Below are 18,798 nucleotides of genomic sequence, written 5' to 3'. Positions count from 1 at the left end.
CCGGTGGTTGTGGTTGCTGTCTACGCTGGCGGGAGCGGCGGATTGGGGGATCTCGATGACCCGTGACGTGGCCCGTCAGCGGTTACGGCAGAGTGGCGGCTCCACCGCAGGCTTCGTCCGGCTGGTGGCGCACACCGACCCGGTGGCGTTGGTCGGGATCACTCTGTCGATCACCCTCAGCATCGTGCTCGACCTCAGCAACGCCGCCTCCGGGGTGGAGTCGCTGCTGGCCGGCCTGATGGGCATCACCATCTCGCTGTTGGTCGACTCACTGGCCCGCGCGGAGCGCCGCTTCCACCTGCGCACCCTGTTGGACGGCCCGCCCTGGCTGGTCCGCACCACCACGGAGCTGGCCGGGGCCATCCGGGAGGCGGCCGAGCAGCACGCGGGCACCCGGGTCGCGGTGGAGGCGCAGCGGCGCTACGAGCAGTTCCGGTTGGAGGCCGAGCAGCTCGCCGACGGTCGGATCATCCGGCGCGGCGACGAGGACGAGGATCTGGTCGGCGCGACCCGCGCCTGCGTACGTCGGCTGGACGGGTTGACCAACGTGATGCCCCGGGTGAGCGGGGAGCTGAGCTGGTGGCGCAGTGAGATCGGCCGGCGCTACTGGGAGGCCAACGTGGAGGCCCTGCAACGGGGTGTCCAGATCACCCGGGTCTTCGTCTACGCCCAGCTGACCGACGATCTGTCCGCCCTGGTGGAGAAGCAGCGCGCGGCCGGGGTGCGGGTGGGTCTGCTGCCTCTCGGGGTGGTGAGTCCGCACCTGCACGTGAATTTGACACTCTGGGACGGGTCGAGCTGTTGGGAGGCCCACATGACCGCGCACGGCGAGATCGGCGAGAATCAGTTCTCGGTCAACCGGACGGACGTCGCTCGGCTCACCCGCGTGTTCGACCTCTGCGCGAACGCCGCGACCTTCCAGGACTGACGGCCCCTCACCGGGGCGGGAACGGGTGAGCCATGACGTGGAGCGCGGTCCTGCTGGTGACGGCCGTGGTCTGGGCGGTCAGCGTGATCCGCTCCGTCCGGCTCCGCGCGCTGGTCTACAGCCTGCCGCTGCCGATGACGCTCGCCCTGGTCACCACCGAGTACCGGGTGGACGGCGCGCAGGTGCTCGGCGTGCTGGGCCTCAACCTCTTCTTCGTCACCGTGGCGGTCACCCACCAGCGGTGGCGTTGGCCGATCCTGCTCGCCGACGTCGCGGGGATCGCCGTCTACGTGGCGCTGAGCGCCGGTCTGTTGGCCGTCGACATTCCGTTCGAGGTGGCCCTCGCCGGCACGCTCGTGCTCTGGCTGGCGGCCATCCTGTGGCTGCGCCGTCGCGCCCGCCAACGTGGGGCTTCCGTCGAGGAGGCGGCCGCCGTCGCGGAGACCCGCCCGGACGGGCTGCCGGCGTTGCTCAAGCTGGTGGTGATCTTCGTCGGAGCGGTCCTCACCCAACTGCTCGGCGCGGTGCTGCGCGGGATGGTGGTGACGTTCCCGTACTCGGGGGTGCTGGTCGCCGTCGAGGCCCGCCGGCAGTTGGCCGAGTTCAGTCGGCACTTCGCCCGCAACAGCCTCGCGCTGGTCGGTTTCCTCACCGCGTACCACTACCTTCAGGACGTCTCGTCGGCCGCGGCGCTGGGCGCCGGCTGGGGGGCCTTCGCGGTGGTCGCCGCCGCCCTGCACCTGCCGTTGCGCCCCCGCCAGGTTGCGCACGCGCGAGCGGCGAGCCGCCCGCCGAGGGCACTGGGGTGGCCAGACTACGGATCGAGTAGGAATGTCCCGGCTGTGCTGCGGAAATCAGCGGTCAAGGCCGATCGCGACCGTGGAAACCGTTGACGTGCTGTCAGGTCGGGACGTCCTTGCGCTACAGGCTGACAGTTGTTCGCATCGGCCGGCGGTGGGAGCGTGCGGTATCCACGAACGCCGCTGAAGGGTTGCCACGATGACCGACGACCTGCTGGCCCGGCACCGGGCCGTGCTCCCGTCCTGGATGCCGTTGTACTACGCCGAGCCGCTCGAGTTGGTCTCCGGCTCGGGCCGCCGGGTCACCGACGCGCAGGGTCGCAGCTACCTGGACTTCTTCGGCGGCGTGCTGACCAACATGATCGGGTACGACATCCCGGAGATCCGGGAGGCCGTCGAGCGGCAGCTCGCCACCGGCATCGTGCACACCTCGACGCTCTACCTGATCCGTCAACAGGTGGAGCTGGCCGAGAAGATCGCCCAGCGCTCCGGCATCCCGGACGCCCGGGTGTTCTTCACCAACTCCGGCACCGAGGCGAACGAGGCTGCGTTGCTGGTCGCCACCAACCACCGCCGCTCGCACCAGATCCTGGCCGTGCGCAACAGTTACCACGGCCGGTCGTACGCGGCGATGGGCGTCACCGGCAACCGCAACTGGTCGGCCAGCGGCCTCAACCCGCTCCAGGTGGCCTGGCTGCACTCCGGTGACCGGGTGCGTGGCCTGCTGGCCCGGCTCAGCGCCGACGAGCAGGTCGATGCGGCGGTGGAGGACCTGCGCGAGGTGTTGGCCACCCAGACCGCCGGTGACGTGGCCGCGCTGATCGCCGAGCCGATCCAGGGTGTGGGCGGTTTCGTGCACCCGCCGGACGGGCTCTTCGCCGGCTGGAAGAAGGTCCTCGACGAGCACGGCATCCTGTTCATCGCCGACGAGGTGCAGACCGGCTGGGGGCGCACCGGGGAGCACTTCTGGGGTTACCAGGCGCACGGCGTCACCCCCGACCTGCTCACCTTCGCCAAGGGCATCGGCAACGGGTTCGCCCTGGCCGGGGTGGTCGGCCGGGCCGAGGTGCTGGAGTCGGTGCCGGCCATCAGCTTCTCCACCTTCGGCGGCAACCCGATCTCCACGGCGGCCGGCAACGCGGTGCTCGACTACCTGATCGCGCACGACCTCCAGGCGAACGCGGCCCGCGTCGGCGCGATCCTCGCCGACGGCCTGCGGTCCGCCGTGGGCGGGCTCGACTGCGTCGCCGAGGTACGCGGAAAGGGGCTGATGCTCGGCGTCGAGTTCGTCCGACCGGGCGGCAGTGAGCCGGATCCGGCCTTGACCAACCGGGTCTTCGAGGCCGCCCGGGACGGTGGCCTGCTGACCGGCAAGGGGGGCCTCCACGGCAACGTGCTGCGGATGGGTCCACCGTTGACGCTGACCGAGGAGGAGGCCCGTGAGGGCCTGGCGATCCTCGTCGACGCGATCCGTTCGGCGGCGGGGGTGGCGGCATGAGCATCGGTCACTTCATCGACGGCAAGCGGGTGGGCGGCACGTCCGAGCGGCGCGGTGACGTGTTCGACCCGGCTACCGGTCGGCGTACCGCCGAGGTCGAGCTGGCCTCGACAGCGGACGTCGACGTGGCGGTGCAGGCCGCCGCCCGCGCGGCGCGGGCCTGGCGGGACGCGTCGCTGGCCCGGCGGTCCGCTGTGCTGTTCGCCTTCCGGGAGTTGGTGCACGCCCGGCGGGACCGGCTCGCCGAGGTGATCACTGCCGAGCACGGCAAGGTGCTCGCCGACGCCGCCGGCGAGGTGCAGCGCGGCCTGGAGGTCATCGAGTACGCGTGTGGCCTGCCGTCGGCGCTGCGCGGCGCGTTCAGCGAGAACGTGTCCACCGAGGTCGACTCGTACACCATCCGGCAGCCGCTCGGGGTGGTCGCGGTGATCTCCCCGTTCAACTTCCCGGTGATGGTGCCGCTGTGGTTCGTGCCGGTGGCGGTGGCCTGCGGTAACGCGGTGGTGCTCAAGCCGAGCGAGAAGGACCCGAGTGCGGCACTGCTGCTGGCCGAGTGGTTCGCCGAGGCGGGCCTGCCCGACGGGGTGCTCAACGTGGTCAACGGCGACAAGGAGGCGGTCGACGCGTTGCTGGAGCACCCGGAGGTGCGGGCGGTGTCGTTCGTCGGCTCCACCCCGATCGCCCGGTACGTCTACCAGCGCGCAACGGCCGCCGGGAAGCGGGTACAGGCGCTCGGTGGGGCGAAGAACCACATGGTGGTGCTCCCGGACGCCGATCTGGACCTGGCCGCCGACGCGGCGGTCAACGCCGGGTTCGGCTCGGCGGGGGAGCGGTGCATGGCCATCTCGGTGGTGGTGGCGGTGGAGCCGGTGGCGGACGCGCTGGTCGAGCGGATCGCCGCGCGGGTGACCGGTCTGCGCACCGGCGACGGTCGGCGGGGCTGCGACATGGGCCCGTTGGTCACCGCCGCGCACGCGGCGAAGGTGCGCTCCTACGTGGACGCTGGTGTGGACTCTGGCGCGGTGGCGGTGGTGGACGGGCGGGACGTGACGCCGGACGGCGACCCGGACGGTTTCTGGCTCGGTCCGACGTTGTTCGACCGGGTGACTGCTGACATGTCGATCTACACCGACGAGATCTTCGGGCCGGTGCTGAGCGTGGTCCGGGTCGGCTCGTACGACGAGGCGGTGGACCTGGTCAACGCCAGCCCGTACGGCAACGGAACGGCGATCTTCACCAACGACGGCGGGGCGGCCCGGCGCTACCAGCACGAGGTGGAGGTGGGCATGGTCGGCATCAACGTGCCCATCCCGGTGCCGATGGCGTACCACTCGTTCGGTGGCTGGAAGTCGTCCCTCTTCGGTGACCTGCACGCCCACGGCGAGGACGGGGTGCGCTTCTTCACCCGGGGCAAGGTCGTCACCAGCCGCTGGTTGGATCCGCGCCACGGCGGGGTCAATCTCGGGTTCCCCACCCAGACCTGAGCAGTCGCAGCACGCCCGCCCCGGCCAGGTACGCCACCAGCGCCGGGACGGGCGTGCCGAGCGGCTCCGGGGCCTGCTGCGGTGCGGTGCTGTTGACCAGCAGCGCGGCCACCACGGCGGCGTAGCCGGCCACCGCCAACGCCGACCGGGCCGGGGTGCCCCGAGCGGTCCGCCGCCCGGTGCGGTGCCGGCCGCTGCGCGCCTCCACCGGCCCGAAGATGGCGACCAATACCGCCAGTACGGCGCTGAGCAGCAGCAACCAGGGCACCCGCCAGGCCCACCAGGCGGCCGTGTCGACCGCCGGGGTGGGCAGCGTCCCGACCGCGTCGAGCAACCCGATCAGCAGGATCGCGGCGGTCAGGTGCCAGAGGAAGACGGTCAGCACCACCAGGTTGACGCCGATCACCAGCTGCCACGGCCCGCTGCGGTGCAGCAGTCGCTCGGCCGGGCCGCGCAGCAGCAGGATCAGACCGAGCTGACCGGCGGCGACGGCCAGCAACGCGAGGCTGGGTGGCGCGGCGTTGTCGAGCCGCTCGTCGGGCACCTTGAGCATGGCCACCGGCCAGGGGCCGAGCACGGTGAGCAGCAGCACCGCGCCCAGCCCGCCCGCCAGGAAGAGCAGACCGGCCCGGCGGGAGGTGGGCAGCCGCCGTCGGCGTACCCCCGGACGGTCGGGAGTCGACGGCCCGGCATCGTCGGTCCCGGCAGGTGGCGGCGCGGCGCGGGCGTCGTGCCAGGCGAAGCCGAGCTGGTGGACGGCGAGCCAGCCGAACAGGTAGTTGCCGTAGCTCATTTCCTCCGGACCGCTCAGCCGGCCGAGGTCGCCGAGGCCGACCAGGGCGACGAGCACCAGCGGTACGGCCAGGCCGAGGCGGCGGTGCAGCGCGTACATCGGTGGGGTGAGCACGACCGCCGCCAGGTAGGCGACCAGGAACCAGAGCGGAATGGTGGCGAACCAGAACACCTGGCGAATCTGGGCCGGGTCGATGCTGCGCAGCCAGGCGAGCGCCGCGACTGCGGTGAGGACCAGCAGCAGCGTGCTGGTGGGGCGGACCAGGCGGGCACTGCGGTCGATCAGCCAGCCGGCGGCGTCGCCGCCGCGGGCCCGCAGCCGGGTCAGCGAGGCCGCGTTGGCGTACCCCCCGACCAGGAAGAAGACCGGCATCACCTGGGCCAGCCAGGTCAGCGGGTACGCCCAGCGCAGGTCGCCGAGCGCGGAGTGCCCGGTGGCCTGCCCGGCGGGGTCGCGGCCGATCACCGTGACGCTCCAGTGTCCGAGAACGACCATGGTGATGGCGAGCGCGCGGAGCAGGTCGACGTACCGTTCCCGCCCAGCCGGGGTGCGCTCGGCCAGCTGGCGCAGACGGCGCATCGCCCAAGGCTAGGCGACCCGGCGACGGCTGGTGGTGATAACGGTTCGACAGTCAGGACTTGAAGTCCGAGCCCGGCTGTCGTAGAAATTCTTCAGCAACAGAGCATGAACTGAAGAGAACTACCGTCCCTCGCGCGGTGGACGCCTTCCCCCACAGACCGGTGATCCGCCCGACCCGACCCGAGGAGAACCCATGAACAGGCGTGACATCCTGCGGCGCAGCGCCGCCGCCGGCCTCCTGGCCACCCCCGCCGCCGGCCTGCTGTCCGGCTGCGCCACCAGCGGTGGCGGTGACAAGAACGATGCCGAGACCTACCAGGGCACCAAGAGCGCCCAGAACCCGCTCGGCGTGAAGGAGGACGCCCCACTCGAGGTGGTGATCTTCGGCGGCGGGTTCGGTGAGGAGTACGCCAAGGCCCACGAGGCCATGTACACCGAGAAGTACCCGAAGGCGAAGATCAAGCACTCCTCCACCCAGGAGATCAGCAAGACCCTCCAGCCGCGCTTCGTCGACGGCACCCCGCCGGACGTGGTCAACAACTCCGGCTCCAGCCAGATCGACTTCAACGGCCTGGTCAGCCAGAACGCCCTCGCCGGCCTCGACGAACTGCTGGCCGCCCCGAGCCTCGACATTCCCGGCAAGACGGTCAAGGACACCCTGCTGCCCGGCGCGGTCGAGGTCGGCTCCTACGACGGCAAGTTCCTGGTGCTCAACTACACCTACACCGCCTACGGCATCTGGCACTCCGCCAAGCTCTTCGCCGACCGCGGCTGGTCGTACGCGAAGACCTGGGACGAGCACATCGCGCTCTGCAAGCAGATCAAGGCCGCCGGCATCGCCCCGTGGACGTACGCCGGCCTGCACCCGCGCTACATGAGCTGGCCGCTGATCTCCACGGCCATCAAGTTCGGCGGTCCGTCGGTGGCGACCGCCATCGACAACCTGGAGCCGAACGCCTGGAAGTCCGACTCGATGCGTGCCGCCGCCGACGCCTGGCACCAGATCGTCAAGGACAAGTACATCCTGGAGGGCTCGCCCGGCCTGGACCACAAGCAGTCGCAGACCGCCTGGTGTCAGGGCAAGGCCGCCTTCATCTCCTGCGGCTCCTGGCTGGAGAGCGAGCAGAAGGACGTCACCCCGGCCGGGTTCAACATGACCATCGCGCCGACGCCGAGCCTGGGCAGCGGCGACAAACTGCCGTTCGAGGCGATCCGGGGCACCGCCGGGGAACCGTTCATGGTGCCCGCCAAGGCCCGCAACGTCGCCGGTGGCCTGGAGTACTTCCGGACCATGCTCTCCAAGAAGGGCGCCCAGGACTTCACGAAGAAGGTCGCCAGCCTCACCGTGGTCGCCGGCGCCACCGAGGGCGTCGAACTGCCGTACGGGCTGAGCACCGTGGTCAAGGCCCTCGACGCGTCCGGTGCCAACGGCTTCAACTGGGTCTACAACAGCTTCTACCGCAAGTTGGAGCGCAACCTCGTCGACGCCGCGTGCGGCGAGTTCTTCAGCGGCCGGATCGGCCCCGCCGAGTTCCTCGAACAGTGCCAGAAGGGCGCCGACTCGATCGCCCAGGACAGCTCGATCAAGAAGTACAAGCGAGCGGCCTGACCGCCCGGCCGGTGGGGGGAAGGTCCGCCCCCACCGGCCGTACCCCAACGGAGAGGTCCCCCTCGTGAAACATGGCAAGTGGCCGCTGATCGCCACGTTCCTGGTGCCACCGGTACTGCTGTACGTGTTCTTCGTCGTCTCGCCGTACCTCCAGGCGTTCCAGATCTCCACCACCGACTGGCTCGGCTACTCCGCCGACGCCAACCCGGTCGGCCTGGCCAACTTCAAGACCCTCTGGCACGACGACTACGTGTGGAACGCGCTGAAGAACAACGCGATCCTGCTGGGTCTGGTGCCGGTGCTCACCATCGTGCTCGGGCTCTTCTTCGCCACCATGCTCGCCATGGGCGGGCGCAAGGGCAGTGCCGGCGTCACCGGCGTACGCGGTGGCGCGCTCTACCGCACTGTCTACTTCTTCCCGCAGGTGCTCTCCGTGGTGATCATCGCGTTGCTGTGGAAGGAGGTGTACCACCCCAACAAGGGGCTGCTCACCACCGCTCTGCACGGCCTCGGCCTGCCCGCGCCGACCTGGCTCGGCGACCCGGCGACCGCCTTCTGGTGCGTGCTCGCGGTGATGGTGTGGAGCAACGTCGGCTTCTACGTGGTGCTGTTCGGCGCGGCGATGTCGGCAGTGCCGAAGGAGATCTACGAGGCCGTCCTGCTCGACGGCGCGTCCCGGTTCACCACCCTGCGCCGGGTCACCCTGCCGCTGCTCTGGGACACGGTCCAGGTCGCCTGGGTCTATCTGGCCATCTTCGCCCTGGACGGGTTCATCCTCGTGCAGCTGATGACCAACGGCGGGCCGAACTTCTCCACCGACGTGATCGGCGTACGCATGTACGACACCGCCTTCGGCAGCGAGACCAAGTTCGGCTACGCCTCGGCGATCGGCGTGGTGATGTTCTTCCTGACCCTCTCAGTGGCGGTGCTGTCGCTGCGGGTCGGCCGGCGCGAACGGATCGAGTACTCGTGACCACTCTGGATCAGCCCACCGCGACCGCCCCGGCCCCGGTCACCAGCGGAGACCGCCCGGTACGCCGGGAACTCGGCGTGGCCAACGCCCTCTCGCACGGCTTCCTGCTGATCTGGGGCCTGCTCACCGTCCTGCCGCTGCTGTGGATGTTCATCAGCTCGTTCAAGACCAACGGTGAGATCCTCGCCGACCCGTGGGGGCTCCCCGGCGCGCTGCACTGGGACAACTGGGCGCGGGCCTGGACCGGTGCGCACATCGGCCGGTACTTCATCAACAGCCTGGTGGTGGTGACCGGCTCGGTCAGCCTCACCATGCTGATGGGCGCCACCGCCGCGTACGTCTTCGCCCGCTACGAGTTCCGCGGCCGCCAGATCGTCTACTACCTGTTCGTCGGCGGCCTGATGTTCCCGGTGTTCCTCGCCCTGGTGCCGCTCTTCTTCGTGGTCCGCAACGCCGGCCTCTTCAACACCTGGCTCGGGCTGATCCTCGTGTACGCGGCCTACTCACTGCCGTTCACCGTGTTCTTCCTGACCGCGTTCTTCCGGACCCTGCCGACCTCGGTGGCGGAGGCCGCACTGGTCGACGGCTGCGGTCACTTCCGGCTCTTCTTCCGGGTGATGCTGCCCATGGCACGTCCGGGACTGATCAGCGTGGCGATCTTCAACTTCCTCAGCCACTGGAACCAGTTCCTGTTGCCGCAGGTGCTGTTGCAGGGCGACGAGTCCAAGTGGATGCTGGCGCAGGGGCTGTTCGCGCTGTCGGTCAGCCAGGGCTATGCCGGCGACTACGCCCGCTTGTTCGCTGGACTGAGCATCGCGGTGCTTCCGGTGCTCGCCATCTATGTGGCCTTCCAGCGCCAGGTGCAGTCGGGCCTCACCGCGGGGCAGCTCAAGTAGGGTTCTTTCTCTGTCTCCTCGCGATGGTCCTCCAGGTCTGACCGATTCTGATCAATTGCCGGTGGGCCGGCTCGGCGTCGACGCGCCGAGCCGGCCCGTCCTCAGATCGCGAGGGCCCCGCCGTCCACGGGGAGGAGTACACCGTGGATGTGTGACGCTTCCTCACTGGCGAGGAAGATCACTGCCGCGGCGGTGTCCTGCACGGTGCCCGTACGCCTGTCCGGGTTGCTCTCGGCGAGCTTCTCCAGGAGAGGGCGGAGGTCTTCGTTCCCCTGCGTGATGGTGGGTCCTGGGGCGACGGTGTTCACCCGCACACCGTCAGCGGCCAGCTCCGCGGCCCACGACCTGGTCAGCGAGTGCAGGCCTGCCTTGCTGGCGCCGTACAGCGAGGTGAACTTGATTCCGTCCACGCCGCCGATCGAGCCTATGTTGATCACTGAGCCGCCGCCATGCTCCACCATGCCGGGCACCAGGGCCGCCGTCAGAAGGTACGGGGCCTTGATGTTGACCTCCAGCACCTTGTCGACCTGTTCCTCGGTCGACTCGGTCATGGGGTGAGGCGGCGCGAGAAAGGCCGCATTGTTGACCAGGATGTCGATCGGCCGACCCGCCAGGGTCGTCGCCTCCTGGGCAAGGCGGCGGATCTCGGAGCCGCCCGCAGAGAGGTCCGACTCGACGAAGTGGGCGATGCCGCCCTCCGCGACGATTCCGTCGACGACCTGAGCACCCTGCTCCGCGCCAAGTCCGGTCACGACGACGATGGCGCCCTCGCGGGCCATCGCCTCCGCCACGCCGCGCCCAATGCCGCTCGTCGAGCCTGTGACCAGTGCAGCGCGCCCTTTGAGCCGATTCATGTCAGTGCCTCCGGTTCCTACGGTGATGTCATGACGCGGAACGGCTGAACCTCTCGTCGAACCCGTCGGTTATTGCTTGAACAAGCAAGTATGCGCGGTGATTCCCTGGCAGGTAGCGGCTTGGTGCAATGCCGCCACTGGAGGGCGGGTGCCGAGACCGCATCTCCCTGTACGGCCGTCCCGGCCGGGGCTACGGCTTCGACAGTGCTGTCACTGCTCGGGGCCGGGGGCAGCCCGTGCGGATACGCCGCCGCCCACCGTGATCGTGCTCGTCTCGGGCGCCCGCGCACCGGTGATCGCGCTAAATCCTGGAAAGAGTCCCCTCGTCGCGGCCGGAGGGCATTACATCCTGGATCGAGTGCGACCACGCGCGGCGGTGCGCGGCGCGGCGGTGCGGCGCGCGTGGTGGGTGGTGCCCCGCGCCGAGGGCTTCAGGGGGTGGGGAAGAGGCGGGCGTGCAGGTCCGCAGGGTCGGTCACCTCGGGTAGGCCACGGGCGGCGAGCCAGGCTGCGGCGGCGGCACCGTCGCCGGCGGTACGCAGAGGCGCGTCCGGCCAGTGTCGCGTGATCTCGGCCCGGACGGCGGCGGCGAGCGGGGTGTCCGCGGTGAGCAGGCCGCCGCCGAGCACGATCGGTGTCACCGCCCAGGCGGGGCGGATGCGGCTCACGCTCTCGGTCAGGTGCCCGGCGGCTTCGGTGATCAGCGCGGTGGCGACCGGGTCGCGGTGGGTGGCGGCGTCGACGACCAGCGGCGCGAGCCGGGCCAGTTCGATGGGGGGTCGACGGGTCACCGTCTGGATGGTGGCGTCGACGGTGTCCCGGGGGCGGGCGGCGATGTCGGCGCTGCCCAGGATTTCGGTGAGCACGGTCGTGGTCAGCGCGCCGAGCGCACGGCCGGCGTCGAGGTCGGCGAGCAGTCGGCGCACGGCTTCCCGGCCGAGCCAGAAGCCCGAGCCGGCGTCGCCGAGGAGCCAGCCGTGGCCGTCGGCGATCCGGTCGAGCCGCAGCTCGTGGACCTGGGCGGTGATCGCCCCGGTGCCGGCGATGAGGATGGTTCCGTCCGGGGCGGCGGTGCCGGAGGCGTACGCGACCAGGGCGTCGCCGTGCACCTCGTACGGGCAGCGCAGGCCGGCGTCGTGCCAGGCCTGGTCGAAGGCTGCCCGCCCGGCCGGGTCTGCGAGCAGCCGGCCGGCTCCGGCGAGCCCGATGGTGCCGGCGGCCGCCCGCGTCGGGTCGACGTCGGCGAGCGCCTCGCGGAGCGCGGTCAGCAGTTCGGCGGCGGCGCGCTCGGCGCCGTGACTGGTGGGGTTGCCACCGCCGGCGCGGCCGGTGCCGACGCGTTGCCCGGTGAGGGTGAGGACGGTCGCCCGGGTGGACGTACCGCCGATATCGAGACCCACCACGACGCTGTCGGACATCGGCACGAGTCTCCTTGCGCGGAACGGCGATCTGGCTTGTTCATGCTGGTCGGCGGGGTCGTGCGGGGCAAGTTGCGGCGGGCGTGGAGGGCTGTGCGCCAGGTAACAGTTTGAAAACTTCGCCCACAGTCTTGACACAGAGGGTCGTTCAGTAAGAACTTTTACCACTAACAGTTAACAGTCTTTTCGGAAAGCTGAGGCGTCTCATGGTTGATCACGAGGTGGACACCGCCGCGGGGACCGCGGTGGTCGACGCCGACGTGATCGACCGGCGGAGCTCGGCCTCCGACGGGGTGTTGGCCCGGGTTCGCAACGGGCTCGGCGAGTTGACCGGCGCCCTGCGTCGGGTCGCCGAGCACGTGCTCAGCGACCCGGAGGCCGCCGCCCGCTCGACCATCGTCGAGCTGGCCGAGCGCAGTGGCACCTCGCCGGCGACCATCACCCGCTTCTGCCGGGCGATGGGCTTCGAGGGGTACGCGGACCTGCGACTGGGCATCGCCTCCGAGACCGGCCGGGCCCGCTCGGCCGGTTGGACCGTCGACATCGGACGGGAGATCCAGCCGAGCGACCCGCTCGGCCGGGTGCTCGACCAGATCATGGCCGCCGACACCCGGGCCATGCACGACACCGCCACCCTGCTCGACCTCACCGAGGTGGAGCGGGCCGCGGTGGCGATCGCCGGGGCCAGCAGGGTGAACATCTTCGGTGCCAGCGGCAGCGCCCTGGTCGGTGAGGAGATGCAGTTCAGCCTGCACCGCATCGGTGTGGCGGCGTGGGCGTGGAACGACGTGCACGAGGGGCTGGCCAGCGCCGCGTTGCTGCGATCGGGGGACGTGGCGCTCGGCATCTCGCACACCGGGCAGACCCGGGAGACGATCGAGATGCTCGCCGAGGCGGGCAGCCGGGGCGCCACCACGCTCGCGCTCACCGGCTTCCCCCGCTCCCCGTTGGCCGAGCTGGCTGACATCGTGCTGCTCACGGCCAGCCAGGCCACCACCTTCCGGCCGGACGCGCTCTCCGCCCGGCACCCCCAACTGGTGGTGCTCGATCTGCTCTACATCGCCGTCGCCCAACGCACGCACGACCGCGCGCACGCGGCCTTCCGGCGGACAGCGCAGGCCGTCGACGGGCACAAGGCAGCGAAAGGGGTCCCGTCATGATCAGCGCCCAGGGGTACGCGGACGCCGTCCGCCCGGTGCTCGACCGGCTGCTCGACTCGGAGGCCGACGGGATCACCCGGGCCGCCGACCTGATCGCCGACAGCCTGCGCGACGGCGGCGTGCTCCAGGCGTTCGGCGCCGGGCACTCGGAGGCGTTCGCCGCCGAGTTGGTCGCCCGGGCCGGCGGGTTGGTCCCCACCAACCGGCTCTCGGTACGGGACCTGGTGATGCACGGTGACGCCCCGCGTGACGTGCTCGCCGACCCCAAGCTGGAACGTGATCCCTCCATCGCCCACCAGATCTACGCGCTCGCGGCGCCCCAGCCGCGCGACGTGTTCGTGGTGGCGTCCCAATCCGGCATCAACGGCTCGGTGGTCGAGCTGGCGGCGCTGGTCACCGAGCGCGGTCACCCGTTGATCGCGGTCACCTCGGTCGAGCACACCGCGCGGGTCGCCCCACGGCACCCGTCCGGGCACCGGCTCGCCGACCTCGCCGACGTCGTGCTGGACAATGGCGCGCCGTACGGCGATGCACTGCTGCCGCTCGAGGGCGGCGGCGCGGTCTGTGCGGTCTCCTCGGTCACCACGGCGCTGCTGGCGCAGTTGCTGACCGCGGAGGTCGTACGACGGTTCCACCAGGCCGGGGAGGTACCCCCTATCTACCTCTCCGCCAACGTCCCCGGCGGGGACGAGCACAACCTCGCCCTCGAGTCGCGGTACGCCGGACGTCTCCGGCGTACCGCATGACCCGAATTCCACAAGGAGACACGACGATGTCGATTACCCCCGAACACCCGGCCGCACTCGACCGTCGCACGGTGCTGCGTCGCGCCGCCGCCGTGGGCATGCTCGCCACTCCGGCCATCGGCCTGCTCGGCGCCTGCGCCACCAGCGGCAGCGACGGTGACAACGAGCAGGTCGCCGGCGGCACCAAGAGCGAGAAGAACCCGCTGGGCGTCAAGGAGGACGCCGCGATCGAGGTGGTCATCTTCAACGGTGGCTACGGCGAGAAGTACGCCACCGACGTGCACGAGCCGCTGTACAAGACGGCGTTCCCCAAGGCCGAGGTCAAGCACCAGGCCACCCAGGCTGTCTCCACCGTGCTCCAGCCGCGGTTCGCCTCCGGTAACCCGCCGGAGTTCGTGAACAACTCGGGCGAGAAGCTGATGGACTTCGGCGCGCTCGTCGCGGACGGTCAGCTCCAGGACCTCACCGAGCTGTGGGACGCGCCATCGGTCGACGACCCGGCCAAGAAGGTCCGCGACACGGTGGTCCCCGGCACCATCGAGGCGGGTTCGTTCAACGGCAAGCCGTACGTCCTGTACTACGTCTCGACGGTCTTCGGTATCTGGTACTCCGCGAAGCTGTTCAAGGACAACGGCTGGGCGCCGGCGAAGACCTGGGAAGAGTTCATCACTCTGCTCACGAACATCAAGGCCAAGGGCATCACCCCGTACGGCTACGCCGGTGCGAACGCCGCCTACTACCAGTGGAACGTGATCCTCACCCAGGCCGCCAAGATCGGCGGCACGGACGTACTGAAGAACATCGACAACCTGGAGGACGGCGCCTGGAAGCAGGACGCCGTGAAGCAGGCGGCCGCCGCGTGGGCCGAGGTCGGGGCGAAGTTCAGCGACAAGAGCTTCGAGGGCCTCAAGCACACCGACGTGCAGCTGCGGCAGAACCAGTACAAGGTGGCCCTGTACCCCAGCGGTGACTGGCTGGAGGGCGAGCAGAAGAAGGACACCCCGGCCGGCTTCGACTACCAGCTCATGCCGGTGCCGAGCCTGACCGCCTCGGACAAGCTGCCGGCCACCGCGCTGCGCGCCACCGCCGGTGAGGGCTACTTCGTCTCGGCGAAGAGCAAGAACCCCAAGGGCGGGCTGGAGTACATGCGTCAGATGCTGTCGAAGGCGGGCGCGAAGGGCTTCACCGAGGTGGTCAAGGCCCCGACCGTGGTCACCGCCGGTTCGGAGGGCTTCGCCTTCCCGCCCGGTGTGGCCAGCTCGCAGGCGGCGCTCAAGGCGGCCGGTCAGGACGTGTTCAACCTGTACTTCGACGGTTGGTACAAGGAGCTCGACACGGAGGCGCGTACCGCCACCAACGAGCTGATGTTCGGCCGGATCAACGCGGACGCCTTCGTGGAGCGGATCCAGAAGCGCGCCGACGCCATCAAGAAGGACAGCTCCGTCACCAAGTTCAAGCGCTGATCGATCGGAGCTAGGGTCATGCGGCACGGCAAGTATCCATTCGTGATCGGGTTCCTGTTCGCCCCGGTCGCGCTGTACGTGACATTCGTGATCTGGCCATACGCGCAGGCGTTCCAGATCTCGATGACCAACTGGCGGGGGCTGTCGGCCCCGCAGTGGGTGGGCTTCGACAACTACCGGAGGTTGCTCGACGACGGGGCCTTCTGGAAGGCGGTCCAGCACCACGGCGTACTGCTGCTTGCCCTGCCGCTGATCACCATTGCCATCGCCCTGTTCTTCGCCTTCCTGCTCAACGTGGGCGGCAAGAGCAGCGGTGGTCAACGCCAGGGGGTCTGGGGGGCGAAGTTCTACCGGGTGGTGTTCTTCTTCCCCCAGGTCCTGGCGGTGGCCATCATCGCGGTGTTGTTCCAGATGGTGTACCGGCCGAACGAGTCCGGCCTGATCAACGGCGTGTTGATGAAGTTCGGTATCGAGCCGATCCTCTTCCTCGTCAAGCCGAACCTGGCCCTCTGGTCGATCATCGCGGTGCTGGTCTGGCAGGCGGTCGGCTTCTACGTGGTGCTCTTCTCGGCCGGGATGGCCTCCATCCCCGGTGAGATCTACGAGGCCGCCGAGATGGACGGGGCGACGAAGGTGACCCTGTTCTTCCGGGTCACCCTGCCGCTGCTGTGGGACACCCTCCAGGTGGCCTGGGTGTACCTCGGGATCGCGGCGTTCGACGCGTTCGCCATCGTGGCGGTGCTCTCGGTGGACGGTGGCGGCCCGGACGGCGCCACCACGGTGCTCGCCATGGAGATCTACCGCAACGCGTTCGTCTACTCGAAGTACGGCTACGCCTCGGCGATGGGCGTGGCGCTGTTCTTCCTCACCCTCACGTTCGCGGCGCTGACGCTGCGGCTCACCAAGCGGGAAAGCGTGGAGTACTGATGAATCCGCAGTCGACGCTGCCGCCGACGCCGGCGGCGCTGCCGCCGAAGAGCGGTGACCCGTCCGCCCCCGCCGGGTCGGGGCACAAGGGCCCCCGCTCGGAGGTAAAGCTCTTCGCCGGCCTGGGGCACGTCGCGCTCGCCGTGTGGGCGGTGATCGTGATCGTGCCGATCCTCTGGACCTTCCTCGCCGCGTTCAAGAACACCAGCGAGATCTTCAGCAGCCCGTGGACGCTGCCGGCCGAGCTGCGCTGGGAGAACTTCGGTCGGGCCTGGACCAAGGCGCACGTCGGGCGGTACTTCCTCAACAGCGTGATCGTGGTGTCGTGCAGCACGTTCCTCACCATGCTGCTCGGCTCGATGGCCGCGTACGTGCTGGCCCGCTACAAGTTCTGGGGCAACCGGGCTGTCTACTTCCTCTTCGTCTCGGGGCTGGCCTTCCCGGTCTTCCTGGCACTGGTGCCGCTCTTCTTCGTGGTGAAGAACCTTGGTCTGCTGGACACCCACACCGGCGTGGTGCTGGTCTACAGCGCGTACTCCTTGCCGTTCACGGTGTTCTTCCTGGCCGCGTTCTTCAAGACGTTGCCGTCGTCGGTGGCCGAGGCGGGGATGATCGACGGCTGCGGGCACACTCGACTGTTCTTCCAGGTCATGATGCCGATGGCGAAGCCGGGCCTGATCAGCGTGACGATCTTCAACATCATCGGCCAGTGGGCGCAGTACCAGCTCCCGTTGGTGCTGCTGTCCAACGCCAAGGACAAATGGGTGCTCACCCAGGGCATCGCCGACATCTCCGTCAACGCCGGCTACGAGGCGGACTGGTCCGGGCTGTTCGCCGCGCTGACCATCGCCATCCTCCCGATGATCATCGTGTACGCGGTGTTCCAGCGTCAGATCCAGGCCGGCCTCACCTCCGGTGCGGTGAAGTAGGGCGTCTCACCGCTCGTCGGCACGGGTGTGCCAGGAGTGCCACAGGGCTGCGTACGCCCCGCCGGCCGCGACCAGCTCGTCGTGGCTGCCGATCTCGGTGATCCGTCCGTCGGCGAGCACGGCGACCCGGTCGGCGTCGTGCGCGGTGTTGAGCCGGTGCGCGATCGCGATGACTGTCCGCCCGACCAGCACGGCGGCCAGCGCGCGTTCGGTCCGGCGGGCGGTGGACGGGTCGAGCGCGGCGGTCGCCTCGTCCAGGATCAGCGTGTGCGGGTCGGCGAGCACCAACCGGGCAAGCGCGAGCTGTTGGGCCTCGGCCGCACCGAGTTGACGGGCCCCGTCGCCGAGCTGGGTGTCCAGGTCGTCGGGCAGCTCGGCAAACCACTCGGCGCCCACGGTGAGCAGCGCGGCGCGCATCTGTTCGTCGGAGGCGTCGGGCGCGGCGAAGGAGAGGTTGTCGCGTACCGAGCCGATGAAGACGTGGTGCTCCTGGGTGACCAGGGCGATCCGGCGGCGTCGCTCGGCCGGGTCGAGGTCGGTGACCGGGCAGCCGCCGATGCTGACGACGCCGTGCCGTGGCGCGTCGATCCCGGCCAGCAGCCGGGCCAGGGTGGACTTGCCGGCGCCGGACGGGCCGACGACGGCCAGCCGCTCACCGGGCTGCACCTCCAGGTCGATGCCGTGCAGCACGTCCGGCCCGTCGGAGTAGGAGAAACGGGCGCCACGGACGACGAGTCGCTCGCCCCGTGACGAGGCGGTCGTGCCGGCTGGTTCGGGCGGGACCATGCCGACGCCGAGCAGCCGCGCGTACGACGCGAAGCCGCGTTGCGCCTGCTCGGTCCACTGCAACAGCCGGTCCATCGGGTCGATCGCCTGTTGCAGGTAGAGCGCGGCGGCGACCACCGCGCCGAGCGACACCATGTCCCGGGAGAACAGGTAGCCCCCGACGAGCAGGACCATGGCGACAGGCAGCGGGTAGCTGGCCTCGACGACCGAGAAGAACACGGTACGCAGTGCGAGGGTCGCCCGACGGGCCCGCCACACCATCGTGATGCGGGTGGTGCCGTGCTTGATCCGGTCGTCGGCCAGCCGCAGCGCCTCCACAGTGCGCGCGCCCTCGGCGGTGGTGGTCAGCGTCTCGGTCAGCTCGGCCGCCGCCGCGCCCTCGGTGAGGTACGCGGAGCTGGCCCGGCGCAGGTACCAGCGGGTCACCGCGACGATCGACGGGAGCCCGGCGAGCGCGGCCAACCCGAGCAGCGGGTGCAGCAGGAAGACCGCCCCGAACAGCAACGTCAACTGCACCGTGGCGATGACGATGGTGGGCACCACGTCCCGGACGGTGGTGCCGACCGTCGACACGTCGACCGAGCTGCGGGTGGCCAGGTCCCCGGAGCCGGCACGCTCGACGACCGAGACGGGCAGCCCGAGGGTCCGGGAGACGAACTCCTCGCGCAGCTCGGCGACGGCCCGTTCGCCGAAGCGGTGGCCGGCGTACTGGGCGTAGCGGGAGAGCAGGGCGCTGACCAGGACGCAGCCGGCGATGGCCAGTGCCAACCGGTCCACAGTGGCCACGCCCGCGCCCGCGGTGACCCGGTCGACGATGGTGCCCAGCAGCCACGGAGGGGCGAGCCCGACGACCGCGGCGGCGCTGTGCAGCGCCAGCACGACCCCGACGGCGCGCCGGTGCCGGCTGATCATGTCCCGCAGGGCCCGGCGTACGGTGCGGCGGTCGGCGACCGGC

Annotated in this window: 16 protein-coding genes; 12 read left to right on the top strand and 4 right to left on the bottom strand. The window is 70.1% G+C overall.

The genetic code is table 11. From position 1 onward, the window contains the following. The first annotated feature begins 55 nt into the window (after positions 1-55). The 4 genes from MED15_RS20250 (at position 56) to MED15_RS20235 (ending at position 4,710) form a co-directional block, all read left to right on the top strand. Positions 56-928 (top strand): hypothetical protein, encoded by an 873-nt coding sequence (locus MED15_RS20250; protein WP_112603403.1) that lies wholly within the window; start codon positions 56-58, stop codon positions 926-928. Between the two features lie 32 nt (positions 929-960). After that, a complete protein-coding gene (locus tag MED15_RS20245; protein ID WP_112736655.1) occupies positions 961-1,821 on the top strand; it encodes a hypothetical protein in 861 nt (286 codons plus the stop codon). Between the two features lie 106 nt (positions 1,822-1,927). After that, positions 1,928-3,226, top strand: a complete 1,299-nt coding sequence (locus MED15_RS20240; RefSeq protein WP_112603399.1) for an aspartate aminotransferase family protein — start codon at positions 1,928-1,930, stop codon at positions 3,224-3,226. Beyond that, positions 3,223-4,710: a CoA-acylating methylmalonate-semialdehyde dehydrogenase gene (locus tag MED15_RS20235; RefSeq protein WP_112582983.1), complete on the top strand. Its 1,488-nt coding sequence runs from the start codon at positions 3,223-3,225 to the stop codon at positions 4,708-4,710. The genes MED15_RS20240 and MED15_RS20235 overlap by 4 nt, the downstream gene beginning before the upstream one ends. Here the strand turns inward: MED15_RS20235 and MED15_RS20230 are convergent. Continuing rightward, on the bottom strand, positions 4,682-6,082 hold the full coding sequence (locus MED15_RS20230) for an acyltransferase family protein (protein WP_112736653.1): 1,401 nt from the start codon (positions 6,080-6,082) through the stop codon (positions 4,682-4,684). The genes MED15_RS20235 and MED15_RS20230 overlap by 29 nt on opposite strands. Positions 6,083-6,275: 193 nt before the next feature. On the opposite strand from MED15_RS20230, the gene ngcE (MED15_RS20225) reads away from it, so the two are divergent. The 3 genes from ngcE (MED15_RS20225) (at position 6,276) to MED15_RS20215 (ending at position 9,560) form a co-directional block, all read left to right on the top strand. Next, positions 6,276-7,691: an N-acetylglucosamine/diacetylchitobiose ABC transporter substrate-binding protein gene (gene ngcE / locus MED15_RS20225; protein ID WP_112582985.1), complete on the top strand. Its 1,416-nt coding sequence runs from the start codon at positions 6,276-6,278 to the stop codon at positions 7,689-7,691. 64 nt (positions 7,692-7,755) lie between these two features. Continuing rightward, positions 7,756-8,664, top strand: a complete 909-nt coding sequence (locus tag MED15_RS20220) for a carbohydrate ABC transporter permease (RefSeq protein ID WP_112736651.1) — start codon at positions 7,756-7,758, stop codon at positions 8,662-8,664. Further along, positions 8,661-9,560: a carbohydrate ABC transporter permease gene (locus MED15_RS20215; protein ID WP_112736649.1), complete on the top strand. Its 900-nt coding sequence runs from the start codon at positions 8,661-8,663 to the stop codon at positions 9,558-9,560. The genes MED15_RS20220 and MED15_RS20215 overlap by 4 nt, the downstream gene beginning before the upstream one ends. A 101-nt stretch (positions 9,561-9,661) precedes the next feature. Here MED15_RS20215 and MED15_RS20210 read toward each other — a convergent pair whose 3' ends face one another. Both MED15_RS20210 and MED15_RS20205 read right to left on the bottom strand, forming a co-directional pair. Continuing rightward, positions 9,662-10,414: an SDR family NAD(P)-dependent oxidoreductase gene (locus MED15_RS20210; protein WP_112736647.1), complete on the bottom strand. Its 753-nt coding sequence runs from the start codon at positions 10,412-10,414 to the stop codon at positions 9,662-9,664. 431 nt (positions 10,415-10,845) lie between these two features. After that, a complete protein-coding gene (locus MED15_RS20205; protein ID WP_112736645.1) occupies positions 10,846-11,832 on the bottom strand; it encodes an N-acetylglucosamine kinase in 987 nt (328 codons plus the stop codon). Between the two features lie 206 nt (positions 11,833-12,038). Between MED15_RS20205 and MED15_RS20200 the strand changes: the two genes are divergently transcribed. From MED15_RS20200 to MED15_RS20180, 5 genes are read left to right on the top strand one after another with little or no spacing between them, the layout of a single operon-like run. Further along, positions 12,039-12,992 (top strand): MurR/RpiR family transcriptional regulator, encoded by a 954-nt coding sequence (locus MED15_RS20200; RefSeq protein ID WP_112603387.1) that lies wholly within the window; start codon positions 12,039-12,041, stop codon positions 12,990-12,992. Next, on the top strand, positions 12,989-13,738 hold the full coding sequence (locus MED15_RS20195) for a sugar isomerase domain-containing protein (protein ID WP_091403970.1): 750 nt from the start codon (positions 12,989-12,991) through the stop codon (positions 13,736-13,738). The genes MED15_RS20200 and MED15_RS20195 overlap by 4 nt, the downstream gene beginning before the upstream one ends. A 26-nt stretch (positions 13,739-13,764) precedes the next feature. Next, the gene (gene ngcE, locus MED15_RS20190) at positions 13,765-15,201 is read left to right on the top strand and encodes an N-acetylglucosamine/diacetylchitobiose ABC transporter substrate-binding protein (RefSeq protein WP_112736643.1); all 1,437 of its coding nucleotides are present in this window, start codon (positions 13,765-13,767) and stop codon (positions 15,199-15,201) included. 18 nt (positions 15,202-15,219) lie between these two features. Then, positions 15,220-16,128 carry a carbohydrate ABC transporter permease gene (locus MED15_RS20185; RefSeq protein ID WP_091403976.1) on the top strand — a complete coding sequence of 303 codons (909 nt, stop codon included), beginning with the start codon at positions 15,220-15,222 and terminating at the stop codon, positions 16,126-16,128. Then, entirely contained in the window at positions 16,128-17,057 is a 930-nt protein-coding gene (locus MED15_RS20180) for a carbohydrate ABC transporter permease (RefSeq protein WP_112582990.1), read from the top strand. Before MED15_RS20185 ends, MED15_RS20180 begins: the two co-directional genes overlap by 1 nt. A gap of 6 nt (positions 17,058-17,063) precedes the next feature. Here the strand turns inward: MED15_RS20180 and MED15_RS20175 are convergent, their stop codons facing one another. Further along, the gene (locus tag MED15_RS20175; protein ID WP_244220525.1) at positions 17,064-18,755 is read right to left on the bottom strand and encodes an ABC transporter ATP-binding protein; all 1,692 of its coding nucleotides are present in this window, start codon (positions 18,753-18,755) and stop codon (positions 17,064-17,066) included. Positions 18,756-18,798: the final 43 nt, after the last annotated feature.

Origin of the sequence: Micromonospora noduli, from assembly GCF_003264475.1 — a bacterium.
GTDB classification, from domain to species: Bacteria; Actinomycetota; Actinomycetes; order Mycobacteriales; family Micromonosporaceae; genus Micromonospora; species Micromonospora noduli.
This window is presented reverse-complemented; position numbering and strand designations above follow the sequence as displayed.